Origin of the sequence: Thiosulfatihalobacter marinus (assembly GCF_016019955.1) — a bacterium.
Lineage (GTDB): Bacteria > Pseudomonadota > Alphaproteobacteria > Rhodobacterales > Rhodobacteraceae > Shimia > Shimia marinus_A.
On the sequence record NZ_JAECRZ010000006.1, the window covers coordinates 233,944 to 259,021 of the forward strand.

The following is a 25,078-nucleotide window of genomic DNA, read 5'->3' on the forward strand; positions in this document are numbered from 1 at the left end:
ATTTCTGCCGGAAAGTTAAGGTTTCTTCCCAACAGCAGGGACAATCTGGGTGCCTCGGGCTGAGATCCCGCACTCTCTCAACAGGGGATTAGAACAACTTTGGCGCTGGGGGTAGCGCCAGGAATACCTGGTTGCTGACAGACTTATCCACAGCGTCCGGACATGCATTTCTTTCGTATGTCTCTGAAACTATTTGATTTATTGTCAATACTCGATCTAAGCACTTAGCACAGGCACAAGTCTGTCCCACGGTGGATAAGGCTTGGGGAAAGGCATTAATCCCAAGATGACGAGTTCCCTACAAAATCATCATCCTTTTCTAAATATATATATTAATTTAGGAGGGTCGGAGGGATATTCGCGGGGCTATAAGGCATGAGTAACTTTCTGGTGGACGCATATCCGTACGTCCTGACCTTTCATATTGTTGCGGTGATGTCCTGGATGGCCGGTTTGTTTTATTTGCCTCGTTTGTTTGTCTATCATGTCGAGCGCGCTCTACCCGGCGATCAGCTTGATGAAACGCTGAAGGTCATGGAGTTCAAGCTTCAGCGCTATATCATGTCGCCTGCCAGTATCGCCACCTGGGTGGCGGGGCTGCTTCTTGTCTTTACTCCTGGAATTGTCGATTGGAGTTCTGTATGGCCGTACACCAAGGCAACCGGGGTGATCGGCATGACCGTTTTTGATCATTGGTTGATGATCAAACGCAAGAAATTCGCTAGGGGTGAGAACACGTTGACCGGTCGAACTTACCGGATCATGAACGAAGTCCCGACGGTTTTGATGTTGGTGATCGTGGCATCTGTCGTGATCAAGTTCTGAAAGAATTGACTCTTTCTCATACAGGTCTTAGATAGCGGCTTAACAGGCCCGTCCGGGCTTTGTGGCTTCCACATACAGACTGCACGACCTGCCTGAACTGGCAGGCACAGGATATTTTCATGACTCAAGAAAAACTTGCGCTGGCCGAACTCAAGGCCAATAGCCCCAAAGACCTTCTGGCGATGGCCGAAGAACTGGAGATCGAAAACGCTTCGACGATGCGCAAGGGCGAAATGATGTTCCAGATCCTGCGCGAACGCGCGGACGAGGGCTGGGAGATTTCGGGTGAAGGTGTTCTTGAAGTGCTCCAGGACGGATTTGGCTTTCTGCGAGCGCCTGAAGCGAACTATCTGCCGGGCCCCGACGATATCTATGTTTCGCCGGAAATGATCCGCAAACACTCTTTGCGTACTGGTGATACGATCGACGGTGTAATCAAGGCGCCCGAGGATAACGAACGCTATTTTGCTTTGACCAACGTGGCTCAGATCAACTTTGAGCCGCCGGAAAAAGCCAAACACAAGATTGCCTTCGATAACCTGACACCGCTTTACCCGGATGAGCGTTTGAAGATGGAGATCGAAGATCCGACCATCAGGGACCGTTCCGCCCGAATCATCGATCTGGTTGCACCGATTGGGAAGGGTCAGCGTTCCTTGATCGTTGCGCCGCCGCGGACGGGTAAAACGGTATTGTTGCAGAATATCGCTCACAGTATCGAGGCCAACCACCCTGAATGCTATTTGATCGTCCTGTTGATTGACGAACGGCCCGAGGAAGTTACGGACATGCAGCGTTCGGTGAAAGGCGAGGTAATTTCTTCCACTTTCGATGAACCCGCCACCCGGCACGTTGCCGTTTCGGAGATGGTCATCGAAAAAGCCAAGCGTCTGGTTGAACACAAGCGAGATGTAGTGATCCTTTTGGATTCGATCACCAGACTTGGTAGGGCGTTCAATACCGTGGTTCCATCGTCGGGCAAAGTTTTGACTGGTGGTGTAGATGCAAATGCACTGCAACGCCCCAAGCGGTTCTTTGGTGCAGCTCGAAATATCGAAGAGGGCGGGTCGCTTACAATCATTTCGACCGCTTTGATCGATACCGGATCGCGGATGGATGAGGTTATCTTTGAAGAATTCAAGGGAACCGGCAACTCGGAAATCGTTCTGGATCGTAAGGTTGCGGACAAGCGTGTGTTCCCCGCGATAGACATCCTGAAATCCGGTACCCGGAAAGAAGAACTTTTGGTGGACAAGGTTGACCTTGCCAAGACCTTTGTACTGCGCAGGATTCTGAACCCAATGGGAACGACAGATGCGGTTGAATTCCTGATTTCCAAGCTGAAGCAAACCAAGACCAATTCCGAGTTCTTTGACTCGATGAACACGTAAAGAGGCTTCATGGCTTACGAGCCAGACACAATTTTCGCACTGGCAACGGCCCCCGGTAAAGCGGGGGTCGCTGTCGTTCGTGTGTCCGGTTCTTTGGCCGGTCAGGCGGGGCAGAGACTGATTGGGGATTTACCTCTGCCCAGGGTGGCGGCGATACGGGCATTGAAGGATAGCAGCGGACGTCGATTGGATCAGGCTTTGGTGATCCATTTCCCTGAGAAAAACAGCTTCACAGGCGAGGAGGTTCTGGAACTGCATCTGCACGGATCGGTTGCGGTGGTGAAATCTGTGCTTCGCGAACTGGGTAACATGGCTGGATTGCGATTGGCGGAGGCGGGGGAATTTACCCGCCGTGCCCTGGAGAACGGATGTTTGGATCTGGCGCAGGTGGAGGGTCTCGCCGATCTGATAGACGCCGAGACAGAAGCGCAGCATCTCCAGGCCTTGCGAGTTCTTTCGGGTGATTTGGGGAAGCTGGCCGATGGATGGCGCACCAAGCTTATTCGTGCGGCGGCTTTGCTGGAAGCGACGATAGATTTTGCGGACGAAGACGTTCCAGTTGATGTTACCCCCGAGGTTCAAGACCTTCTGGGGCAGGTGCGCTTGGAACTGTCTGCGGAAATTGCCGGTGTTCCTATTGCCGAACGTATCCGCTCTGGATTCGAGGTCGCCATTCTTGGTGCTCCCAATGTTGGTAAATCGACACTTTTGAATGCTTTGGCAGGCCGAGAGGCGGCGATTACATCAGAGTATGCGGGAACAACCCGCGATGTCATTGAAGTGCGAATGGATCTGGCGGGTCTGCCGGTGACGATGCTTGACACGGCTGGCCTGCGTGAGACCCGGGATCATGTAGAAGGGATTGGAATCGCCAAGGCGCGTGAACGGGCTTACGCCGCCGACCTGCGCATTATTTTGGTCAATCCAGGAGAATTTCCCGACTTTGAGCCGCGAGAAGGTGATCTAATAAGGATCGCCAAAGCCGACATTCATGTAGAAGACGAAAAAGCCGTTTCCGGAAAGACCGGCCAGGGTATATCAGAACTGGTCAAGGACATCGCGGACAGCCTCTCGGAAAGAGCGAGTCAATCGGGCGTTGCGACGCGGGAGCGGCACGGCAAGGCGATGGTAAATGCCAGTGCGTCACTAGAGGACGCGAAGTCTGTTTTGGAACTGGGGTCGGACCATTATGAACTGGCCGCTGAGGAGCTTCGTAGTGCAATTAGGGCTTTGGACTCGATCGTTGGTCGCGTAGATGTCGAAAACCTTCTGGACGAAATCTTTTCGAGCTTCTGCATCGGCAAGTAAGGAGAGTTTCACGTGAAACATTTTGATGTCATCGTTGTCGGGGGAGGCCATGCCGGGGTAGAAGCCGCGCACGCGGCCGCGAGGATTGGCGTGCATACGGCATTGATCACGCTCAAGACCTCGAACATTGGTGTCATGTCCTGCAATCCGGCGATTGGCGGGCTTGGAAAAGGCCATCTGGTGCGCGAGGTAGACGCATTGGATGGGTTGATGGGCCGTGTAGCTGACAAAGCAGGCATCCAATTCCGGCTGTTGAATCGGCGCAAGGGGCCGGCTGTTCAAGGACCCCGCGCTCAGACCGACCGTAGGCTCTATCGAGACACGATGCTGTCCGAAATTCAGGCCACACGCAATTTGATTGTGATCGAGGGGGAAGTCACAGACTTGCGCATGGAGAACAATCAGGTTCGCGGGGTTGTTCTTGGTTGTGGATCGGAAGTTTCCGCCGGGTCGGTTGTTTTGACGACGGGCACGTTCCTTCGTGGGGTAATCCACATTGGAGAGGAAACGCGTCCGGGCGGCCGAATCGGCGATAAGCCCTCTATTCGCCTGGCAGAGCGTATCGACAGTTTTGGGTTGCCTTTGGGGCGGCTGAAAACCGGTACGCCCCCTCGGCTGGACGGAAAGACGATCCACTGGGATATGCTGGAAAAACAGCCGGGCGATGACGAGCCTGTGATGTTTTCCTTCCTGAACTCGAAACCGTTTGTACAGCAGGTCGCGTGCGGCATTACCTACACGAATGAGAGAACGCACAGAATTATTCGCGAAAACCTTGCTAGATCTGCCATGTATGGGGGCCGGATAGACGGCGTCGGTCCAAGATATTGCCCTTCTATCGAGGACAAAATTGTACGATTCGCCGATAAGTCGTCCCATCAGGTGTTTTTGGAACCTGAAGGATTGAACGATGATACGGTCTACCCCAACGGTATTTCGACATCCTTGCCAGTGGAGGTTCAGGAATCTTATGTTCGTTCGATTGCCGGTCTTGAAGACTGCGAAATAACTCAGCCCGGATATGCGATTGAGTATGACTATGTTGATCCGCGCGCTCTGGATTCAGCGCTTGGAGTCAAGACTGTGCCCGGTCTTTATCTGGCGGGACAGATCAACGGGACGACTGGTTACGAGGAAGCGGCGGCGCAAGGGCTTGTTGCCGGGCTGAACGCTGCGTTATCTGCAAAGGGCCAGCCCCCGCACACGTTTCAGCGAACAGATAGCTACATCGGAGTGATGGTAGATGATCTAATTATGCGCGGGGTAACAGAGCCCTACCGCATGTTCACGTCGCGGGCTGAATTTCGGCTGTCCTTGCGAGCGGATAATGCTGACCAACGCCTTACTCCTATCGGGCGGGCCATTGGCCTTGTTGGCGAAGAGCGAGGAGAGGTTTTCGACAAAAAGTCTGAACGACTTGAGCGCGGCAAGGTCCTTCTGAAGGCAGAGCACTATACTCCCAAACAAATCAATTCCGCCGGAATATCCGTAAACCAAGACGGCAAGCGCCGCACCCTTTATCAGGTCCTTTCCTTTCCCAACGTAGCGTTTGAAGATCTTTTGGGTTTGGATTCCGGCTTGGAGTCCGTGGACACTGAAACCCGAAACCAGCTGGAGCGCGACGCACTTTACGAGAACTACATTCAGCGTCAAAAGCGCGATGTAGAAGCCATGCAGCGCGACGAGATGCATGGCATACCAAGGGGCTTTGATTATAGCGCGATTAACGGGCTTTCCAACGAGCTCAAGTCCAAGCTTGAACAGGTTCGACCGGAAAACCTATCGCAGGCAAGCCGAATTGACGGTATGACGCCGGCCGCCCTGACCTTGTTGTTGGCTAAGCTGCGCCAGTCTTTGAGGGAGAAGTCTGCGTGATCTCTGGCGCCAACGCTCACTCCGAAAGACTTGATGTTTCACGTGAAACAATGGAGCGCCTGGAGATACTGGCGGCGCTTCTGGAGAAGTGGAACAAGCGAATCAACCTGGTATCCAAATCCACGATCACCAACCTATGGGCGCGCCACATTCTTGATTCCGCTCAGGTCGTCCGAACAGCGCCGTATAATATACCCCATTGGGTGGACATTGGAAGCGGGGGCGGGTTTCCGGGGCTGGTGATTGCAATTCTTGCCGCCGAAACTGGAAGCCCGCAGCGACTGACGATGATCGAAGCAGATCAGCGTAAATGCGCCTTCTTGCGCACTGTTCTGCGGGAGACGGATGTGAATGCGAAAGTAATTTCGCAACGCATTGAAGAAGCGCCCAGGCAGCAAGCCCAGGTGTTGTCGGCGCGCGCCCTGGCTGATTTGACGACTCTTCTGTCCTATTCGGACAGACATCTGTGCGACGGGGGCCACGCCATCCTGCTCAAGGGCGCAACTTGGAAAAAAGAGATCGCAGAGGCGCGGAAATCGTGGTCATTCACCCAAGAGGTGATACAAAGCATCACAGAACCCAATGCTGTTGTTTTGAAGCTCGGAGAAATTGGACGTGTCTGATCCAACGCGCCCCAGGGGCCCGAAAATAATCGCTGTGGCCAATCAAAAGGGCGGAGTAGGGAAAACCACAACCGCCATCAACCTGGCAGCGGCACTGGCAGAGCAAAAATGCAGAGTTCTGGTTGTCGATCTAGACCCACAGGGCAACGCCTCGACCGGCTTGGGTATTGATAACGACGACCGGGAATTCACAACTTATGACCTGTTGTTAGATGATGCCTCGCTTGCCGAGGTGATCCGCCCAACGCAAACAGACGGGATGTCGATTATCCCTGCGACGGTGGATCTCAGTTCGGCAGATATCGAGCTGATCTCTAATGAAAAACGCAGTTTTCTGCTGCACGACGCTTTGCGCCAACCGGCCATGGATAGCTTTGCCTGGGACTATATTCTAATCGATTGCCCGCCATCGCTTAACTTGCTGACAGTCAATGCGATGATTGCCGCACATTCAGTGCTGATACCCTTGCAAAGCGAGTTCTTTGCGCTTGAGGGGCTTTCGCAGCTCATGCTGACTATTCGCGAAGTGCGCCAATCGGCGAATCCGGGTCTGCGCGTCGAGGGGGTGGTTCTGACAATGTTCGATGCGCGCAACAACCTGTCTCAGCAAGTGGAAAAGGATGCGCGCGACAATTTGGGCGCCCTGGTTTTTGAAACGAAAATTCCACGAAATGTGCGTGTTTCAGAGGCGCCGTCTTTTGCGCAGCCGGTACTGGATTATGATCCCCTGTCAAAAGGGGCCGAAGCGTATCGCGATCTGGCAAAGGAATTGTTGGTCAAGCATCTGAAAATCGCGGCATAAAAAGGGGCAACCACAGTATGGCAGACAAAAAGAAAACCCGCGGCCTTGGACGCGGCCTTAGTGCACTGATGGCCGATGTAAATGAAGACCGCATCAATCAGTCAGGCGAATCGCCACGCCGCGCCGACATGCTTGTTCCGATTGAGAGAATTCACCCAAACCCGGACCAGCCGCGTCGCGACTTTACGCAGGATCAGCTTGATGATCTGGCCAACTCCATTCGGGAAAAGGGCGTCATTCAACCGCTTATCGTTCGAGAGCAGGCCGGCGGAACCTTTGAAATCGTTGCAGGCGAGCGTCGCTGGAGAGCGTCGCAAATGGCGCAGCTGCACGAAGTGCCTGTTATTGTACGGGAATACGACGATTCAGAAGTACTTGAAATAGCGATAATAGAGAACATTCAGCGCGCGGATTTAAACCCGGTCGAAGAGGCCATGGGATATCGCCAACTGATGGAAAAATTTGGGCACACTCAGGAAAGGCTATCTGAAGCTCTTGGAAAAAGTCGCAGCCACATAGCCAACCTGATGCGGTTGTTGCAACTGCCCGATGACGTTCAGGAAATGCTGAAGAAAGGAGATCTGTCGGCTGGACACGCGCGCGCTTTGATCACCAGCGACAAAGCATCGGACTTGGCTCGGAAGATCATAAAGGGCGGGCTTTCGGTGCGTCAGACCGAAGCTCTGGTTAAAAAGAGCCACGAGCCAACGACACGGAAAACTTCGAAAAGCAGACCGTCGGGCAAAGATGCTGATACTGTGGCTCTAGAGGGCGACTTGTCGGCAAACCTTGGCATGAAAGTGTCTGTAGAGCACAAATCCGGAGGCGAAAGCGGACAGGTGACAATCCGGTACGAATCGCTTGATCAGCTGGATGAAATCTGTCGCATTCTGTCGGCTAGCTAGTTGGCCGCGTCCAGATAAAGGCCAAGACACAGCCCAGGACCAAACCCTGGATGATGATGACGACCAGGTTGATTTTGAGAGCGAGCGATACAGCCAAGACCAAGATGATGGAAAGTGTCGCGATGCGCTTTGCCTTTGGGCGGATCGCACCTCGAGCCTGCCAGTCTTCGATCAAGGGGCCAAAAGTGGAATGGGACAACAACCAATAATGCAGCCGCTCTGACGATCGGGCAAAGAAGAAGGCCGCCAACAACAGAAATGGAACAGTCGGCAGCAAAGGCAGAACCATTCCAACCAGGGCCAGCCCAACACAGATCAAGCCCAGAAATGCCCAAAGGTAACGCATCTACTCCACCAGTAGTTCTGTCAAAACGGAGTTCAGCAGGATGCGACCCGCAGGATTGACGACAAGCCTTTGATTTTCAATACAAATCAACCCATGTTCAAGTAGTTTATCGACCCTGGGACCAGCCAGCTTGTGCCCGGACAGAGACTGGTACCGTCGCAAATCAACCCCCTCGCCAAGGCGTAGACCCATCAAGAGTAACTCGGTGGCCTGAGAGTTGAAATCAATCGGTTCGCGTAGGGATTCCGCATTGCCACGCTCCGCCTGGTTTAACCATTTTGCCGGGGCCCTCCAGTTTTCAATGGCATATCGCTGGCCAGCAAGGGTAAGGCGGGCGTGGGCTCCGGGGCCGATACCGGCGTAATCGCCGTAGCGCCAATAGATCAGATTGTGGCGTGACTCCGACCCGGGAGTAGCGAAATTCGATATTTCGTAGGGCAACTTCCCCCGTGAGCTACAGAAATTCTGGGTTCTTTCGTACATGTCGGCCGCAAGATCTTCCCCGGGAAGGCCCCGAAGTTTGCCGCGAGCATAACGATCACCGAATGCGGTGCCATTCTCGACTGTCAGTTGGTAAAGCGACAGATGATCTACCGCCATCGACAACGCTTCGTTCAGCTCTGAGGTCCAGGCATCCAGCGACTGATCCTGGCGGGCATAAATGAGATCAAAGCTAACGCGGTCAAACGTATGGCGCGCGATATCAAAGGCTGTTCTGGCTTCCTGAACCGTGTGAGTTCTGCCAAGCCGCTGTAGATCACGATCATTCAGGGCCTGAATCCCCATGGATACCCTGTTGATACCACCTTGGCCAAACGCCATGAACTTCCCCGCGTCGACAGACCCGGGATTGGCTTCCAGGGTGATTTCCATGTCATTGGATGTCGGCCAAAGCCTTCGACAACGCGCCATAATCTCGGCGACGGTCTCTGGCTTCATCAAGCTTGGCGTTCCGCCCCCGAAAAACACAGTGTTCAGCACGCGACCTTGTGTTTCGGCAGCGACTCTGTCCAGTTCACTCAGATACGCAGACAGCCACCGCGCGTGATCTATCTCGCGGGCGACATGGCTGTTGAAATCGCAATACGGACATTTCGCCTGGCAAAAAGGCCAGTGAATGTAGAGCCCAAAGCCTCCGTTCTGCCAATCCTCAGCCAAAGCAGCCTGCAACGAATTGCTGCACCGCACGCCCGCGATGGCTGATCTTGTTCTTTTCCCAACGATCCATCTCGGCAAATGTTACGTTGTGGCCCTCGGGAACAAACATTGGATCGTACCCGAAACCGTCTTTGCCCCGGATTGGCCACACCAGATGTCCGGGCGCTATGCCTTCAAAAATCTCATCATGGCCATCGGGCCAGGCCAGAACAAGGGTGCATCGAAACTGTGCCGTCCACGGCTTTGGCGCGCCCAAGGCGACCAATTCATCATGGGCTCGGGTCATCGCCATCAGGAAGTCCCGTCCATTGCCGGTTTCTGCCCAATCGGCAGTGTATACTCCGGGCGCCCCACCAAGGGCATCTATCGTGATACCGCTATCATCAGACAAAGCGGGAAGCCCCGTAGCGCGGGCGGCCGCACGCGCCTTTATCCGGGCGTTGCCAACAAACGTGTCCTCTGTTTCGTCCGGCTCAGGAAGTTCCAGAGATGCAGCGCCAACGACCTTGACGCCAAATGGCTTCAGAAGATGCGCCACTTCCTCCAGCTTGCCGGCATTGTGGGTGGCAACCAAAAGGGTATTGTCCGAAAATTTCCGCGTCATGAAACGGCAGCCAACTGAACCGAGACGAGCTCATCCACACCTTTCTCGGCCAGATCCAACAGCAGGCTCATCTGGTCGCGCGAATAGGTTGCGCCTTCTGCGCTCATCTGAACCTCGATCATTTGCTTGTTGCCCAGCATTATGAAGTTGCCGTCAACACCCGCCTCGGAATCCTCAGGATAGTCTAGATCCAGCACCGGCTGACCCGCATAAATCCCACATGACACGGCCGCGACAGGAGATATCAATGGATCGGTGACGACGTCCCCAACCTTCATCAGCTTGTTCACGGCCAGCTTCAATGCCACCCAGCCACCAGTGATCGAGGCGCAGCGTGTTCCGCCATCCGCCTGAATCACATCGCAGTCCACGGTAATCTGACGTTCACCCAGCGCCACCCTGTCTACGCCCGCGCGCAGTGAACGCCCGATAAGGCGCTGAATTTCGACGGTGCGCCCGCCTTGCTTCCCGGCGGCTGCTTCACGCCGCATCCGGCTTGTCGTGGACCGCGGCAGCATACCATACTCGGCCGTAACCCACCCCAATCCAGAACCCTTGATAAAGGGTGGTACACGATCTTCTATCGTGGCGGTGCACAAAACATGGGTGTCACCCACGCGGATCAGGCAAGAGCCTTCGGCATGTTTGGTCACGCCGGTCTCGATCGACACGGGCCGCATTTCATTCAACTGTCTTCCGGACGGGCGCATGGCAGTATTTCCTCTTGTTTTCTGAACATCCGCATATCCGTCGGGGAGGGGGCTGTGCAACCCCGATTGACCTTTGCGCCGACGGGGCCTTTATTGATTGGTGGAAGACAGGCAACCATGACAGACAGCTCAAAATTACTTGAAGAACTCAATGACCGCTCGCGAGAGGTATTCCGCCGGGTTGTCGAAGGTTATCTGGAAAGCGGAGATCCGGTTGGTTCGCGCACTTTGACTCGCACGCTTAGCGAGAAAGTAAGCGCGGCTACTGTTCGCAACGTCATGCAGGACCTCGAGTTTCTGGGGCTTCTGGATAGCCCCCATGTATCGGCCGGACGTGTCCCCACGCAATTGGGGCTGCGGATGTTTGTCGATGGACTTCTGGAAGTTGGCGATCTGGACAACGATGACCGGGAAAAAATCGATGCAACCATGGGCGCAAATTCTGGCGATGTCGGCACGATGCTGGATCGCATCAGCACCGCGCTGTCCGGCGTAACCCACGGCGCGTCTTTGGTTCTGGCTCCTAAACATGAAGCGCCGATCAAGCATATCGAGTTTGTAAGTCTGGGCCAAAACAGGGCTTTGGTAGTATTGGTGTTTGCGGATGGCCATGTCGAAAACCGTTTGTTTGCTCCGCCGCCCGGACAAACGCCCAGTTCAATGCGGGAGGCAGCCAATTTTCTGAATGCCGTCGCAGAGGGACGAACGCTGTCCGAACTCCAAAAAGCCGTCAGAACGGAAATCAGTAACCGCCGTCAGGAAATCGACAAACTCGCGCGAGAGCTTGTGGAGAATGGGCTCGCCCTGTGGGCTGGCGAGGGGGATCACAACGAGCGATTGATCGTTCGTGGCAGGTCGAATCTTCTTGGCGCCGATGCGGAAGAACAGGACCTGGAACGTATTCGCACGCTGTTCGATGATCTGGAGCGCAAGCGGGATATCGCCGAATTCCTGGAGCTTGCCGAGCAAGGTGATGGGGTGCGCATTTTTATTGGCTCCGAGAACAAACTTTTTTCACTTTCGGGTTCCTCTTTGGTGGTCTCTCCATATATGAACGCTGATCGTAAGATCGTGGGCGCTGTCGGGGTTATCGGACCCAAGCGTCTGAACTATGGACGTATCGTGCCGATCGTGAATTACACGGCACAGTTGGTCGGCAAGATGATTTCCGACCGCGGTTAGAGGTGAAAGATGGCGGAGCCCAAAGAAGAAGAGTTTCTGGATGATATCGCAGAAGCCGAGGCCGAAGAATATGCGCAAAGCCTGGACGAGCTGGAAGACGAGGCCGTCGAGCTGGACGAGCTTCGCGCCGAACGGGACGAGATGAAAGACCGCTGGATGCGCGCTCTGGCCGACGCCGAAAATGTTCGCAAGCGCGGAGAGCGCGCGCGCCGCGAGGCTGAACAGTATGGCGGATCAAAGCTGGCACGGGACATGCTTCCGGTGTTCGACAATATGAAGCGTGCGATAGAATCGATCACCGAAGAGCAGAAAGAGGCGTCCGCGGCTTTGATTGAAGGTATCGAGCTTACAATGCGTGAATTGCTGAACACGTTTTCAAAGCACGGGATCGAAGTTGTATCGCCCGATGTTGGCGACAAGTTCGATCCAAAACTGCACGAGGCGATGTTCGAAGCACCTGTGCCGGGCACCAAATCTGGAGAAATCATTCAGGTGTCGGCAGAAGGGTTCATGCTGCATGACCGCCTTCTGCGCCCCGCAAAAGTTGGCGTTTCTTCGAATCCCGGCTAAATGGTATTGGGCAACCTCAAAGCATTGGCGGTGGGCATCTATCCCACCGACTCTTCATTCAGCGCCTTCAGTTCATAGAGGAGATCAAGCGCTTCACGCGGGCTAAGGCTGTCGGGATGTACGTCCGCCAGTCTCTGTTCCAGCGGATTTGGCCCGGTTTTCACGATTTCAGTCGGTGATGGGCTGGCAGCAAATAGCGGCAAATCGTCAATCAAAGCTTTCTGCGCCGGCCCTTCGCGCTCACCTTTCTCCAACGCCTCCAATACGACACGGGCCCGATCAACAACAGCTTTTGGTAGCCCGGCCAATTGTGCAACTTGCACCCCATATGACCGATCCGCCGCACCCTGCTTGACCTCGTGAAGGAAAATTACCTCGCCCTCCCATTCACGAACCGACACAGTCGCATTTGCCACGCCGTCCATCTTTCCGGCAAGCTGCGTCATCTCGTGGTAATGGGTGGCAAAAAGCGCGCGTGACTTGTTCACGTCATGCAGGTGCTCCAGCGTCGCCCAGGCAATCGAAAGCCCGTCATACGTTGCCGTTCCGCGCCCGATTTCGTCAAGAATGACCAGCGCCCGATCATCTGCCTGATTGAGGATCGCGGCGGTTTCAACCATTTCAACCATGAATGTCGATCGACCCCTGGCCAGATCGTCTGATGCGCCGACACGGCTGAAAAGCTGGCTTACCAGCCCGATGCGGGCCTTGCGCGCGGGCACGAAGCTGCCCATCTGCGCCAAGAGGGCAATCAGGGCGTTTTGGCGCAGAAAGGTTGACTTGCCCGCCATGTTGGGGCCGGTCAACAGCCAAATGCGCGCGGCATCACCACCCGAAAGATCGCAATCATTGGCGACAAACGGCTCGCCCGTCCTGCGCAAAGCTGACTCCACAACCGGGTGTCGGCCGCCCTGTATCTCGAAATCCCGGCTGTCGTCGATATCGGGACAGCACCAGTTCTCCGACACGGCAATTTCCGCCAAAGCGCAAGCGAGGTCAAACTCCGCAAGGGCTTTGGCGGCCGCCGAAACCTGCACGCAAGCCTCCAAAACCGCTTGCTTCAGCCTTTCATAGAGCCGTTTCTCAATTTCAAGCGCCCGATTGCCGGCGTTCAGGATCCTGGTCTCCATTTCGCTTAGCTCAACGGTTGTGAACCGCACTTGATTGGCCGTTGTCTGCCGGTGGATGAACGTTTCCGAAAGAGGCGCTGACATCATTGATTCAGCATGTTTTGCCGTCGTTTCGATGAAGTAACCCAGGACATTATTGTGCTTGATCTTGAGTGAGGAGATGCGCGTCGTTGCGGCATACTTTGCCTGCATTTTCGCGATGAGCGACCGCCCCTCATCACGCAGTTCACGGGCTTCATCCAGATCGGAGTCAAAGCCAGGCGCAATGAAGCCGCCATCCCTGGCCAACAGGGGCGGAGCGGCAATCAGGGCTTTGTCCAGCAACTCCAGCAGGGCGTCGTGGCCGCGTAGCGCGTTTAGCGCGTCTTGCAAGTCACCGGGCAGCTGTTGGCTTGAGCACAGAGTCGCCAACAGGTGCTCCGCTTGCGCCAAGCCACTGGCGATGGCAACCAGGTCCCGCGGGCCGCCCCGGTCCAGCGAAAGCCGCGAAAGAGCGCGATCAAGATCAGGGACTTTACGCAAGGCGCCGCTCACCTGTGTGGCTTCGGATCGGTTTGATACCATGAAGCTGACTGACTCCAGGCGCCGATGAATGATGTCCAGCCGCATGGAGGGGGAAGACAAGCGCCTTTCCAGCAAACGAGCGCCACCTGCGGTGACGGTTCTGTCAACTGCCGCAAGCAAAGAGCCGGTACGCCCACCGCCCAGACCGTGAGTCAATTCCAGGTTCCGCCGGGTTGCTGCATCAATCTGCATGATCCCGCGAATGGCCTCGCGCTCTGGCGGCTGCAACAACGGCAACCGTCCTTTTTGTGTCAATTCAAGGTAATCGACAATGGCGCCCAGCGCGCCAACCTCGGCGCGAGAAAACGTGCCAAATGCCTCTAGTGATGCAGTCTTGAACAACGCGGACACGCGCTTTTCGGCAGAAACCGAGTCAAATCCGCCTCGCGCGACTGTCGTCAGAGGTATCCCCAGATCGTCCGCAATTGCGCTGACGCCAGGCTCGCTTCCCTCCGCCACCAAAAGTTCCGACGGCGCCAGCCGCGCCAGCTCGGGTGCCAGCAATACGGGCGCAAGCGGCATCACGTGAAGCGCACCTGTCGAAATGTCTGTCCAGGCCAGCGCGGCGTCTCCGCGCACCACATTAAGGGCCGCCAGAAAATTGTGACGCCGCGCGTCCAGAAGAGATTCTTCTGTCAATGTGCCGGGCGTGACAAGACGCACCACGTCACGTTTCACAACCGACTTGTGGCCGCGCTTCTTGGCTTCGGTTGGGCTTTCCAGCTGTTCGCATACAGCGACACGAAACCCCTTTCGGATCAAGGTCAGGAAATAGCCTTCGGCGGCGTGATGCGGCACGCCGCACATTGGAATTTCTGCGCCGTCGTGCTTGCCGCGCTTTGTAAGCGCGATATCCAGCGCTTCGGCGGCGGCTACGGCGTCATCAAAGAACATTTCGTAGAAATCGCCCATCCGGTAGAACAACAGGGCATCTTGATGCCGCGCCTTGATCTCCAGATATTGCGCCATCATCGGCGTGGCGCCGGATTTGCCTGCACTCAACGGAAGAACCCCCACCTTCATAGGCTTCAAGGTCTAGCAAACTTGCGACCGCGTCGAAAAGCCGAAATGGCGCAGGGCATGGACAATCCCGCAGGCATTTGTTCGACTGGAGTTGCCAAAAGGGGTGCATCATGACGGTTTTCAATCTGGGTTCGATCAATATCGACAATGTGTATCGGGTCCCGCATCTTCCATCCCCCGGTGAGACACTGGCGGCAACAGGCTATGAGCGCGGATTGGGGGGGAAGGGCGCGAACATGTCGGTAGCAGCAGCCCGCGCCGGAGCGCGCACCATACACATAGGCGCGGTGGGCGCAGACGGTGGCTGGGCCTGCGAACAGATGCGGGACGCCGGCGTTGATATTCGCCATATCGCGAGGCTGACGCACACACTCACAGGTCACGCCATAATCAATGTGGATCGGAAGGGTGAAAATGCCATCGTCCTGGTGCCTGGTGCCAACCGCGAAATCCCAGAAAATGCGCTGGTTGCCGCGCTTGCCGAAGCAAAACCAGGGGACACATTGCTGCTTCAGAACGAAACCATCCTTCAGACGCGTGCCGTTGAAATTGCGCGCGACCATGGGCTGTTTACGGCATTCGCAGCTGCACCGTTTGAAATTGAGGCGACAAACGTTTTGTTGCCCTGGCTTGATTTTCTGATCCTGAACGAGATCGAGGCGCATCAACTGACCAGATCCACGGGAAAGACCCTTGCCGAGTTGGATGTGGATCATGTGATCGTCACGTTGGGCGCTAAAGGCGCGCGCTGGTTTCACGGCGGGCAGGTACAGGAGTTCCCGGCATTGCCCGTTACACCTGTGGACACGACGGGGGCAGGGGATACGTTCACCGGATATGTGCTCGCGGCGCGGGACCAGGGCCTGCCCATGGGAAAGGCTATTGATTTGGCCGGGCGCGCCGCAGCATTGGCGGTTACGCGGCATGGAGCAGTCAACGCAATCCCCGCGTTAAAGGAAGTGCGCGAGGCCCAGTTTTGACCCTTCAAAAAGGAAAAGCTGCCAAAGATCTTCGTTCGGATGTGTTTCACGGACAAACGAATCTGGCACTGCAAAGCCCGGACTCTGACGCAAACCAAAGCTAATAGGCTTCGGGACAAAAAGTGTGAAATTTTCGATGATCAAATGGTGCCCAGAAGAGGACTCGAACCTCCACGTCCATACGGACACTAGCACCTGAAGCTAGCGCGTCTACCAATTCCGCCATCTGGGCACGGGTTGGTGAGGCAGGCGTTTAGACCCGGGGCGGTACAGTGTCAACGGAGATTCTGTAGAAACGCGCAAAAATATTGTGCCGCGCTGCATGCAGGATTGGGCTTATGGGGAACGCGGCCTGACGTGGACCGGGGATTCTTGTCGCGGTTTGGCCATTGTCCCTTGTTCGCTTGGCTTGGCGGCGTTATTCCGGGCAAGGAATATCTTATTCGGAGGCCACGATGTCGAAACTTGTCACGATCTATGGCGGGTCGGGTTTTGTAGGACGCCACATTGCGCGGCGCATGGCGGGCGAGGGTTGGCGCGTGCGCGTTGCTGTGCGCCGCCCCAACGAAGCGATGTTTGTCAGACCCTATGGCAGTGTTGGACAGGTGGAGCCGGTTTTCTGCAATATCCGCGACGATGCGTCTGTTGCGGCTGTCATGGAGGGTGCCGATGCGGTGGTGAACTGTGTGGGGCTCCTGGACAACAGTGGCAAGAATACGTTCGATGCAGTACAGGCAGAAGCGCCCGGACGCATTGCGAGGATCGCGGCGGACAAGGGTATCGCGCGGATGGTACACGTTTCTGCCATCGGGGCTGATCCGGACTCTGACAGCGACTATGCCCGCAGCAAGGCAGCAGGTGAGGCGGGCGTTCTGGAGCATATGCCGGGCGCCATGATCCTGCGCCCGTCCGTCATTTTTGGCGCGGATGATCAGTTCTTCAACAGATTTGCATCCATGGCGCGCTTTGGGCCTTTCCTTCCGCTGGTCGGCGGCAGTACGAAGTTTCAGCCTGTTTTCGTGGATGACGTGGCGAAGGCCGCCGTTTTGGGTGTCAATGGGGTGGCCGAGGGCCTGTTCGAACTGGGCGGACCCGAGGTAAAGGCCTTGCGCGCATGGGTCGAGGATATCCTGACAGAGATTCACCGCACCAAGGTGATCCTGAACCTTCCGTTTGGTATTGGCCGGCTTGTCGCTTTCGGTGCAGACATCACATGCAAGATCATGTTCGGCCTCTTTGACAACAAGATCCTGACCCGTGATCAGGTCAAGTTGTTGCGGCATGACAATGTAGTTCATGAGGGCGCACAAGGCTTTGCGACGCTGGGCATCAAGCCTGTCGCGCCTGAGGCCGTTATCGGAGACTACCTGTGGCGATTCCGTCCGTCCGGGCAGTACGACGCAATCAAGGATTCGGCCAAGAATCTGCAGGTCTGAGCCGTTTGAATTTAAGGTTTGGGGGCGGGTCGGAGACGGCCCGCCCTAAGTGTATGCAATCAGCAAAAGAACGAGCCCAAGGGCCACGCGATAAACCACGTAGGGCAGGAAGCTGACAGTTCGCAACAGCCGCATCATTAGTCCCAGCGCGACCAGAGCGGCGATGAAAGAAAACACCGCGGCGATAACCCCATCGCGTGCGGTTGCCATGTCAGCCTGACCGACGACCTCTATACCAAGCAGAGTTCCGCTGGCCAGTATGGTCGGGATCGACATGAGCATGGCCAGCTTGGCGGCATCGTGTCGGTTGTACCCCAGGTATCTGGCACTGGTGATGGTGATCCCCGATCTGGACGTGCCCGGGATCAGGGCAACCGCCTGCCAAAGTCCCATGATCACAGCATCACGCAGGGTCCAGTCGGAATCCGATTTTGTGGTCTTGCCGGTTTTATCTGCCCACCACAGAACAAGGCCAAAGCCCAGCATTGTCCATCCGATCACCGCAATTGATCGCATCGCGTCATCCAGGCCAGTGATCTTGAGGAGCAGTCCTGCCAGGATCACAGGGATCGTGGCGATGATCAGAAGAAACGCAAGCCGCGCCCCGGGGGTATCTATCCTTCCGGTGAGCAATCGCGGAAGTCCAACGACAGCCGCGCGAACATCAGACCAAAAGAACAGAACCACGGCGCCCAGCGTACCGACATGTACGGCGACATCAATCGCCTGGCCCTGGTCTTGCAGACCAGTGAGATTCGGCAAGAGAATCAGATGTCCGGAGGAGCTGATCGGGAGAAACTCGGTAATGCCCTGAATAACGGCAACCAAGATAATATGAAGGAGCGACATGGGGCCTCGCGAGGGGGCGGATTTGTCGACATGGTATAAGTGGCGGGAAATAAAAGAAAAGTCTTTTATTAAGTCCGGTTCGGCCACAAAATAGGGCCGCTATGAGCATACCTTCGGCAGCGGGGTGCAAAAATACTCGATTTAGGTCAGCATGTATGACTTTTATCCCGTCGCGAGATTGCTTAAACACGCGTCACTGGAATTAATCTGGAGGCAGCCGCCGTGGCCAAGCAACCTATGCTGAAATTCGTGACCGTTGAACGTGACATGCCAGAAAAGCGTGACGCGACTGTACGGAAGCAGGATTTCGATGAAATCTACGCAGAGTTCGCCAAGGCCAAGGCCGAAGAGCAGGCCAGCCGGTGCAGCCAGTGCGGTGTGCCATATTGCCAGAGCCATTGCCCGCTGCACAACAACATTCCCGATTGGCTGCGCCTTACGGCGACCGGGCGGCTGCAAGAGGCGTATGAAATCAGCCAGGCGACGAACACCTTCCCCGAAATCTGCGGCCGCATCTGTCCGCAAGACCGCCTGTGCGAAGGCAATTGCGTGATCGAGCAATCCGGCCACGAAACCGTGACCATCGGTGCCGTGGAAAAATACATCACCGACACCGCGTGGGACGAAGGCTGGGTCAAGCCCGTGGTCCCGGCGCGGGAGCGCCCCGAAAGCGTGGGTATCATCGGCGCCGGTCCCGGCGGCCTGGCGGCTGCCGATCGGTTGCGCCGCGCCGGTGTACAGGTGACGGTGTATGACCGGCATGATCGCGCCGGCGGATTGATGACCTATGGCATTCCCGGTTTCAAGCTGGAGAAAGACGTAGTGATGCGCCGCAACGATCAGCTGGAGCAGGGCGGCGTTGCGTTCAGGTTGAATTGCGAAGTGGGCAAGGACATCTCGTTTGCCGAACTGCGCGAGGCGCATGACGCCATCATAATTGCAACGGGTGTGTACAAAAGCCGTGATTTGCAAGGGCCTGGCGCCGGTGCCGAGGGGATCGTGAAGGCGATCGATTATCTGACATGCTCTAACCGACTGAGCTTTGGCGACACGGTTGCCGAATATGACAGTGGCGAATTGAATGCCGGGGGCAAGAAGGTTGTGGTGATCGGTGGTGGCGACACCGCGATGGATTGCGTGCGCACCGCGATCCGTCAGGGCGCCGAAAGCGTGAAATGCCTGTATCGCCGCGACCGCGCCAACATGCCCGGCTCGCAGCGCGAGACCAAGAATGCCGAAGAGGAAGGCGTGGAGTTTGTCTGGCTGTCGGCGCCCAAAGGATTTTCCGGCGATCCCGTTTCCGGCGTGATGGTCCAGAAAATGCGGTTGGGCCAGCCCGATGCCAGCGGCCGTCAATCGCCCGAGGTGATCGAGGGCGCGGACTATGTGGAAGAGGCCGATCTGGTCATCAAGGCGCTGGGCTTTGAACCGGAAGACCTGCCGACATTGTGGGAACAGCCCGACCTGGAAGTGACCCGCTGGGGCACGATCAAGGCGCAGTTCACCACAGGCGCGACGGACATGGACGGGGTCTATGCCGTGGGCGACATCGTGCGCGGTGCCTCGCTGGTGGTTTGGGCGATCCGGGACGGGCGCGACTGTGCCGATGCGATCCTGGAACGCTTTGGCGCGGGCGCCGCAGTGGCCGCAGAATGACCATCGGCAGCGCGTCGGTATAACGTCGGTATTACGTCGGTGGTGTTGGGAGATCCGGAGGCCGGACCCACCACCGTAGGGCAGCAAGGCTGACCCATGAGATTAAGAAAGGGTGAACACGATGACCAAGTATGATGACAACTGGGTTCGTCAGGAAGAAGCCAAGCGCAAGTGGATGACCGAGCATGGCTTGTATTCCGAAGAGGAAGAGCATTCGTCCTGTGGCGTTGGCCTGGTCGTGTCAATCGACGGCAAACCCAGCCGCAAGGTGGTGGAGGCGGGGATCACCGCGCTCAAGGCGATCTGGCACCGGGGTGCGGTGGATGCCGATGGTAAAACCGGCGATGGCGCAGGGATTCACGTGCAGATCCCGGTACAGTTCTTTTACGACCAGATCCGGCGCACCGGGCACGAGCCGCGCATGGACGAGTTGATGGCAGTGGGCCAGGTGTTTCTGCCGCGCACCGATCACGGCGCACAGGAAGCCTGCCGAACCATCGTGGAAACCGAAGTTCTGAAGATGGGCTATGCCATTTACGGCTGGCGCCACGTGCCGGTGGATATCACCTGTCTTGGCGAAAAGGCCAATGCGACACGCCCCGAGATCGAACAGATCCTGATTTCCAACAGCAAGGGTGTGGACGAAGAGACATTCGAGCGGGAATTGTACGTGATCCGTCGCCGGATCGAGAAGGCCGCCGCCGCCGCAAACATCCGCGAATTGTACATCGCGTCGCTGTCGTGCCGGTCGATCATCTACAAGGGCATGATGCTGGCCGAGCAGGTCGCCGTGTTCTATCCCGATCTTCAGGATGAGCGGTTCGAAAGCGCGTTCGCGATCTATCACCAGCGGTATTCGACGAACACGTTCCCGCAATGGTGGCTGGCGCAGCCGTTCCGCATGTTGGCCCATAACGGCGAGATCAACACGCTGAAAGGCAACCTGAACTGGATGAAAAGCCACGAAATCCGGCTGGCCAGCGCCACGTTTGGTGATCTGGCCGAGGATATCAAACCCATCGTGCCGGGCGGCAGCTCGGATTCGGCGGCGCTGGATGCGGTGTTTGAAATGATGGTGCGCGCGGGCCGGTCGGCGCCGATGGCCAAGACCATGCTGGTGCCGGAAAGCTGGTCCAAACAGGCGGTGGAACTGCCGCAGGCCTGGCGTGACATGTACAGCTATTGCAACTCGGTGATGGAACCGTGGGACGGCCCCGCCGCGCTGGCGATGACCGACGGGCGCTGGGTTTGTGCCGGGCTGGACCGCAACGGCCTGCGCCCGATGCGCTATGTTGTAACGGGTGACGGTTTGTTGATTTCGGGTTCCGAGGCCGGGATGGTGCCGATTGACGAGTTCACCGTGGTGGAAAAGGGCGCGCTTGGCCCAGGGCAGCTTTTGGCCGTGGATATGGAAGAGGGCAAGCTGTACCACGACACCGAGATCAAGGACAAACTGGCCAACGCGCGCCCCTATGGCGAATGGGTGGGCAAGATCCGCGATCTGGGCGTGGAGCTGGGCGCGATCGAAGAGCAACCTGTCTATTCGGGCACGGAACTGCGCAAGCGGCAGATTGCGGCCGGGTTCAGCATGGAAGAGGTGGAGCAGATCCTTGCGCCCATGGCCGAGGACGGCAAAGAGGCGCTGGCCTCGATGGGCGATGACACACCCAGCGCGGTGCTGTCCAAGATGTATCGCCCGCTGAGCCACTTTTTCCGCCAGAACTTCAGCCAGGTGACAAACCCGCCGATCGACAGCTTGCGTGAATATCGGGTGATGAGCCTGAAAACCCGGTTCGGCAACCTCAAGAACGTTCTGGATGAAGATGGCAGCCAGACCGAGATCGTGATGCTGGAAAGCCCGTTTGTTGGCAACACGCAGTTCGCGCGCCTGCTGGAGGCGTTTGACGACACGGTGGTGCGGATTGACTGCACATTCGAGGCGGGGGCCGGAGAGGGCGCGCTGCGCATCGGGCTGGAGCGCATCCGCGCCGAGGCCGAGGACGCGGTGCGCAGTGGCGCGGGCCATATCGTGCTGAGCGACGCCGGGCAGGGCAGGGACAGGATCGCGATGCCGATGATCCTGGCGACCAGCGCGGTCCACAGCCATCTGACCCGCAAGGGGCTGCGCACATTCTGTTCGCTGAACGTGCAATCGGCGGAATGTATCGACCCGCATTATTTTGCGGTTCTGATCGGCGCGGGTGCGACGGTGGTGAACGCCTATCTGGCCGAAGACACGCTGGCCGACCGGATCGCGCGCGGGCTGGCCGAAGGCACGCTGACCGAAAATATTGCGCGATATCGCGAGGCGATTGACCAGGGCCTGCTCAAGATCATGGCGAAGATGGGGATCTCGGTGATCTCGTCCTATCGCGGGGGCCTGAATTTCGAGGCCGTGGGGCTGAGCCGGGCGATGTGCGCGGAATACTTCCCCGGCATGATCAGCCGGATTTCGGGGATCGGTGTGATCGGTATCCAGAAAAAAGCCGAGGAAGTTCACGCCAAAGGCTGGCTGAGTGGGCAGGACGTGTTGCCGATCGGCGGCTTTTACAAGGCGCGCAAATCGGGCGAAACCCATGCCTGGGGCGCACAGACCATGCACATGATGCAATCGGCCTGCAACCGCGCGTCTTACCAGCTGTGGAAGCAATATAGCGAGAAAATGCGGGCCAACCCGCCGATTCATCTGCGCGATCTGCTGGACATCAAGCCGCTGGCCAAGCCGATTCCGATCGAAGAGGTGGAATCGATCACCGCGATCCGCAAGCGGTTCGTGACACCGGGTATGAGCCTGGGCGCGCTGAGCCCCGAGGCACATAAAACCCTGAACGTCGCCATGAACCGGATCGGCGCCAAGTCGGATTCGGGTGAAGGCGGGGAAGATCCGGCGCATTTCGTACCCGAGCCGAATGGCGACAACCCCAGTGCCAAGATCAAGCAGGTGGCCTCGGGCCGGTTCGGCGTGACGGCCGAATACCTGAACCAGTGCGAGGAACTGGAAATCAAGGTCGCTCAGGGCGCCAAGCCCGGTGAGGGCGGGCAATTGCCCGGCATGAAGGTGACAGACCTGATCGCGCGTTTGCGCCATTCGACCAAGGGCGTGACGCTGATTTCGCCGCCGCCGCACCACGATATCTATTCGATCGAGGATCTGGCGCAGCTGATCTATGATCTGAAACAGATCAACCCGCGCTGCAAGGTGACGGTCAAGCTGGTGGCCTCGTCCGGTGTTGGCACAATCGCCGCCGGGGTGGCCAAGGCCAAGGCGGACATCATCCTGATTTCGGGCCATAATGGCGGCACGGGCGCCAGCCCGGCGACCAGCATCAAATATGCCGGTCTGCCCTGGGAAATGGGCCTGACCGAGGCGCATCAGGTTCTGGCAATGAACAAGTTGCGTGATCGCGTGACGCTGCGCACCGATGGCGGATTGCGCACGGGCCGCGACATCGTGATGGCGGCGATGATGGGGGCCGAGGAATACGGCATCGGCACGGCCGCGCTGATCGCGATGGGCTGTATCATGGTGCGTCAGTGCCAGAGCAACACCTGTCCTGTTGGGGTCTGTACCCAGGACGAGGACCTGCGCAAGAAATACACCGGCAGCGCGGACAAGGTGGTGAACCTGATCACGTTCTATGCCCAGGAGGTACGCGAGATTCTGGCCAGCATCGGCGCGCGGTCGCTGGACGATGTGATTGGGCGGGCGGATCTGTTGACCCAGGTCAGCCGCGGCGCGGCGCATCTGGACGATCTGGACCTGAACCCGCTGTTGATCACTGTCGATGGGGCGTCTGAAATCGTGTATGACCGCAACAAGCCGCGCAATGCCGTGCCCGACACGCTGGATGCCGAGATCGTGCGCGACGCACACCGGTTCCTGGAGGATGGCGAAAAGATGCAGCTGTCTTATGCGGTGCAGAACACGCACCGCACGGTGGGCACACGCACGTCCAGCCATATCGTGCGGAATTTCGGAATGCGCAACGCGTTGCAGGAAGACCACCTGACGGTGAAGCTGACCGGGTCTGCGGGGCAGTCGTTGGGTGCCTTTGCCGCGCCGGGCCTGAAGATCGAAGTGTCTGGCGACGCCAATGATTACGTGGGCAAGGGACTGTCGGGCGGGACCGTCGTGGTGCGCCCGCCGATGGCCAGCCCGTTGAAAGCGGATCAGAACACGATCATCGGAAACACAGTGCTGTATGGCGCAACCGATGGCCATCTGTTTGCCGCCGGGCGCGCCGGCGAGCGGTTTGCGGTGCGCAATTCGGGCGCCAAGGTGGTTGTCGAGGGCTGTGGCTCGAACGGGTGTGAATACATGACCGGCGGCGTGGCAGTGATCCTGGGTGAAGTGGGTGCGAATTTTGGCGCCGGAATGACAGGCGGCATGGCCTATCTTTACGATCCTGAAGGGACTGTCGAGAATGTCATGAACATGGAGACCCTGGTGACATGTCCGGTGACAGTTGCGCATTGGGAGGCCCAGCTGAAAGGGCTGATCGAGCGTCATGCGGCGGAAACCGGAAGCCGGAAGGCGGCCGATATCCTGCAACATTGGGATGTGGAAAGAGCAAATTTCCTGCAAGTTTGCCCGAAGGAAATGCTGATCCATTTGCCGCATCCGCTGAGCCTGCAAGAGGCGGCGGTTCCGGCGGAATAGGCCGGTCCGGCAATGTGAACGCCCCCGTGCACCAAAGGGTGCATGGGGGTTTTCTTTGGGAATTCTGCCCTGGCGGCGCATAATGGCGCAGTATTTGGGAGAATCACCATGAAATTCAGTGTTTTCAAGGCCGCTATTTTGGCCGCTTTTCTGCCCGGCGTCGCCTTTGCCGGGGATTGTGGATACGAATATTGCTGGGGCGCGGTCGGGATCGGACCAAGGGGCGCGTGGGGCTATTCCTATGGCCAGTATTCCGAGCAGGATGCGATCAACACGCTTCAGAGTGAATGTGGATGGGATTGCGACACGGTACGCACCTTCTATAACACGTGCGGCGCCATGGCGCAGGGAAGCTCGGGCAATTGGGGTTTTGGCTGGGGCGGAAGCCGGGCAATCGCCGAGGACAACGCGCTTGGGTATTGCGACCAGTATGGCGGCGGGTGCCAGGTGAAGGTCTGGGCCTGTTCCCCCTGATCCCGGG

General features: G+C 57.2%; 20 protein-coding genes and 1 tRNA gene. 14 read left to right on the forward strand and 7 right to left on the reverse strand.

Features of this window, described 5'->3' with window-relative positions; genetic code table 11:
* Positions 1-375 precede the first annotated feature (375 nt).
* From I3253_RS11500 to I3253_RS11530, 7 genes are all read left to right on the forward strand, one after another.
* Positions 376-825 carry a CopD family protein gene (locus I3253_RS11500; protein WP_197917804.1) on the forward strand — a complete coding sequence of 150 codons (450 nt, stop codon included), beginning with the start codon at positions 376-378 and terminating at the stop codon, positions 823-825.
* A 119-nt stretch (positions 826-944) separates the two neighbouring features.
* Positions 945-2,216, forward strand: a complete 1,272-nt coding sequence (rho, locus tag I3253_RS11505; RefSeq protein ID WP_197917805.1) for a transcription termination factor Rho — start codon at positions 945-947, stop codon at positions 2,214-2,216.
* Positions 2,217-2,225: 9 nt separating this feature from the next.
* Positions 2,226-3,524 carry a tRNA uridine-5-carboxymethylaminomethyl(34) synthesis GTPase MnmE gene (gene mnmE, locus I3253_RS11510; protein WP_197917806.1) on the forward strand — a complete coding sequence of 433 codons (1,299 nt, stop codon included), beginning with the start codon at positions 2,226-2,228 and terminating at the stop codon, positions 3,522-3,524.
* A 12-nt stretch (positions 3,525-3,536) separates the two neighbouring features.
* Positions 3,537-5,399, forward strand: a complete 1,863-nt coding sequence (gene mnmG, locus I3253_RS11515; protein ID WP_197917807.1) for a tRNA uridine-5-carboxymethylaminomethyl(34) synthesis enzyme MnmG — start codon at positions 3,537-3,539, stop codon at positions 5,397-5,399.
* Positions 5,396-6,022 carry a 16S rRNA (guanine(527)-N(7))-methyltransferase RsmG gene (gene rsmG / locus I3253_RS11520; protein ID WP_332262133.1) on the forward strand — a complete coding sequence of 209 codons (627 nt, stop codon included), beginning with the start codon at positions 5,396-5,398 and terminating at the stop codon, positions 6,020-6,022. The genes mnmG and rsmG overlap by 4 nt, the downstream gene beginning before the upstream one ends.
* Positions 6,015-6,824, forward strand: coding sequence for a ParA family protein (locus I3253_RS11525; protein ID WP_197917808.1), 810 nt, complete (start codon positions 6,015-6,017; stop codon positions 6,822-6,824). The genes rsmG and I3253_RS11525 overlap by 8 nt, the downstream gene beginning before the upstream one ends.
* 17 nt (positions 6,825-6,841) lie before the next feature.
* On the forward strand, positions 6,842-7,729 hold the full coding sequence (locus I3253_RS11530) for a ParB/RepB/Spo0J family partition protein (protein WP_197917809.1): 888 nt from the start codon (positions 6,842-6,844) through the stop codon (positions 7,727-7,729).
* Here the strand turns inward: I3253_RS11530 and I3253_RS11535 are convergent.
* The 4 genes from I3253_RS11535 to rph are packed head-to-tail and all read right to left on the reverse strand — an operon-like array spanning position 7,722 to position 10,547.
* Complete coding sequence (locus tag I3253_RS11535; RefSeq protein WP_197917810.1) at positions 7,722-8,075, reverse strand: YbaN family protein; 354 nt, start codon at positions 8,073-8,075, stop codon at positions 7,722-7,724. The genes I3253_RS11530 and I3253_RS11535 overlap by 8 nt on opposite strands.
* Positions 8,076-9,233, reverse strand: a complete 1,158-nt coding sequence (gene hemW / locus I3253_RS11540) for a radical SAM family heme chaperone HemW (RefSeq protein ID WP_197917811.1) — start codon at positions 9,231-9,233, stop codon at positions 8,076-8,078.
* Positions 9,226-9,837, reverse strand: coding sequence for an RdgB/HAM1 family non-canonical purine NTP pyrophosphatase (gene rdgB / locus I3253_RS11545; protein ID WP_197917812.1), 612 nt, complete (start codon positions 9,835-9,837; stop codon positions 9,226-9,228). The genes hemW and rdgB overlap by 8 nt, the downstream gene beginning before the upstream one ends.
* On the reverse strand, positions 9,834-10,547 hold the full coding sequence (gene rph / locus I3253_RS11550; RefSeq protein WP_197917813.1) for a ribonuclease PH: 714 nt from the start codon (positions 10,545-10,547) through the stop codon (positions 9,834-9,836). The genes rdgB and rph overlap by 4 nt, the downstream gene beginning before the upstream one ends.
* A gap of 117 nt (positions 10,548-10,664) precedes the next feature.
* Here rph and hrcA point away from each other — a divergent pair, with 117 nt between their 5' ends.
* Together hrcA and I3253_RS11560 are read left to right on the forward strand one after the other, a co-directional pair.
* Entirely contained in the window at positions 10,665-11,729 is a 1,065-nt protein-coding gene (gene hrcA / locus I3253_RS11555) for a heat-inducible transcriptional repressor HrcA (protein ID WP_197917814.1), read from the forward strand.
* 9 nt (positions 11,730-11,738) lie between these two features.
* Positions 11,739-12,299 (forward strand): nucleotide exchange factor GrpE, encoded by a 561-nt coding sequence (locus I3253_RS11560; RefSeq protein ID WP_197917815.1) that lies wholly within the window; start codon positions 11,739-11,741, stop codon positions 12,297-12,299.
* A 38-nt stretch (positions 12,300-12,337) separates the two neighbouring features.
* Here the strand turns inward: I3253_RS11560 and mutS are convergent, their stop codons facing one another.
* Positions 12,338-14,965, reverse strand: coding sequence for a DNA mismatch repair protein MutS (gene mutS / locus I3253_RS11565; protein WP_197917848.1), 2,628 nt, complete (start codon positions 14,963-14,965; stop codon positions 12,338-12,340).
* A gap of 161 nt (positions 14,966-15,126) precedes the next feature.
* Between mutS and I3253_RS11570 the strand changes: the two genes are divergently transcribed.
* Positions 15,127-15,996: a ribokinase gene (locus I3253_RS11570; RefSeq protein ID WP_197917816.1), complete on the forward strand. Its 870-nt coding sequence runs from the start codon at positions 15,127-15,129 to the stop codon at positions 15,994-15,996.
* Between the two features lie 145 nt (positions 15,997-16,141).
* Here I3253_RS11570 and I3253_RS11575 read toward each other — a convergent pair.
* A tRNA-Leu gene (locus tag I3253_RS11575) sits at positions 16,142-16,228 on the reverse strand.
* Positions 16,229-16,451: 223 nt separating this feature from the next.
* On the opposite strand from I3253_RS11575, the gene I3253_RS11580 reads away from it, so the two are divergent.
* Positions 16,452-17,432 carry a complex I NDUFA9 subunit family protein gene (locus I3253_RS11580; RefSeq protein WP_197917817.1) on the forward strand — a complete coding sequence of 327 codons (981 nt, stop codon included), beginning with the start codon at positions 16,452-16,454 and terminating at the stop codon, positions 17,430-17,432.
* 45 nt (positions 17,433-17,477) lie between these two features.
* On the opposite strand, the gene I3253_RS11585 is transcribed toward I3253_RS11580, so the two are convergent.
* The gene (locus I3253_RS11585) at positions 17,478-18,281 is read right to left on the reverse strand and encodes an undecaprenyl-diphosphate phosphatase (protein ID WP_197917818.1); all 804 of its coding nucleotides are present in this window, start codon (positions 18,279-18,281) and stop codon (positions 17,478-17,480) included.
* A 222-nt stretch (positions 18,282-18,503) separates the two neighbouring features.
* Here I3253_RS11585 and I3253_RS11590 point away from each other — a divergent pair, with 222 nt between their 5' ends.
* The 3 genes from I3253_RS11590 (at position 18,504) to I3253_RS11600 (ending at position 25,071) form a co-directional block, all read left to right on the forward strand.
* Positions 18,504-19,937 (forward strand): NAD(P)-dependent oxidoreductase, encoded by a 1,434-nt coding sequence (locus I3253_RS11590; RefSeq protein ID WP_197917819.1) that lies wholly within the window; start codon positions 18,504-18,506, stop codon positions 19,935-19,937.
* Between the two features lie 121 nt (positions 19,938-20,058).
* On the forward strand, positions 20,059-24,597 hold the full coding sequence (gene gltB / locus I3253_RS11595) for a glutamate synthase large subunit (protein WP_197917820.1): 4,539 nt from the start codon (positions 20,059-20,061) through the stop codon (positions 24,595-24,597).
* Positions 24,598-24,705: 108 nt separating this feature from the next.
* Positions 24,706-25,071 carry a DUF4189 domain-containing protein gene (locus tag I3253_RS11600; RefSeq protein ID WP_197917821.1) on the forward strand — a complete coding sequence of 122 codons (366 nt, stop codon included), beginning with the start codon at positions 24,706-24,708 and terminating at the stop codon, positions 25,069-25,071.
* The last annotated feature ends 7 nt before the right edge of the window (positions 25,072-25,078 follow it).

Bases quoted from the DNA above. Each gene is read 5' to 3' on its own strand.
- I3253_RS11500 (WP_197917804.1), top strand. From the start codon at position 376: ATGAGTAACTTTCTGGTGGACGCATATCCGTACGTCCTGACCTTTCAT.
- rho (WP_197917805.1), top strand. From the start codon at position 945: ATGACTCAAGAAAAACTTGCGCTGGCCGAACTCAAGGCCAATAGCCCC.
- mnmE (WP_197917806.1), top strand. From the start codon at position 2,226: ATGGCTTACGAGCCAGACACAATTTTCGCACTGGCAACGGCCCCCGGT.
- I3253_RS11530 (WP_197917809.1), top strand. From the start codon at position 6,842: ATGGCAGACAAAAAGAAAACCCGCGGCCTTGGACGCGGCCTTAGTGCA.
- I3253_RS11535 (WP_197917810.1), bottom strand. From the start codon at position 8,075: ATGCGTTACCTTTGGGCATTTCTGGGCTTGATCTGTGTTGGGCTGGCC.
- rdgB (WP_197917812.1), bottom strand. From the start codon at position 9,837: ATGACGCGGAAATTTTCGGACAATACCCTTTTGGTTGCCACCCACAAT.
- rph (WP_197917813.1), bottom strand. From the start codon at position 10,547: ATGCGCCCGTCCGGAAGACAGTTGAATGAAATGCGGCCCGTGTCGATC.
- hrcA (WP_197917814.1), top strand. From the start codon at position 10,665: ATGACAGACAGCTCAAAATTACTTGAAGAACTCAATGACCGCTCGCGA.
- I3253_RS11560 (WP_197917815.1), top strand. From the start codon at position 11,739: ATGGCGGAGCCCAAAGAAGAAGAGTTTCTGGATGATATCGCAGAAGCC.
- mutS (WP_197917848.1), bottom strand. From the start codon at position 14,965: ATGATGGCGCAATATCTGGAGATCAAGGCGCGGCATCAAGATGCCCTG.
- I3253_RS11570 (WP_197917816.1), top strand. From the start codon at position 15,127: ATGACGGTTTTCAATCTGGGTTCGATCAATATCGACAATGTGTATCGG.
- I3253_RS11580 (WP_197917817.1), top strand. From the start codon at position 16,452: ATGTCGAAACTTGTCACGATCTATGGCGGGTCGGGTTTTGTAGGACGC.
- I3253_RS11585 (WP_197917818.1), bottom strand. From the start codon at position 18,281: ATGTCGCTCCTTCATATTATCTTGGTTGCCGTTATTCAGGGCATTACC.
- gltB (WP_197917820.1), top strand. From the start codon at position 20,059: ATGACCAAGTATGATGACAACTGGGTTCGTCAGGAAGAAGCCAAGCGC.
- I3253_RS11600 (WP_197917821.1), top strand. From the start codon at position 24,706: ATGAAATTCAGTGTTTTCAAGGCCGCTATTTTGGCCGCTTTTCTGCCC.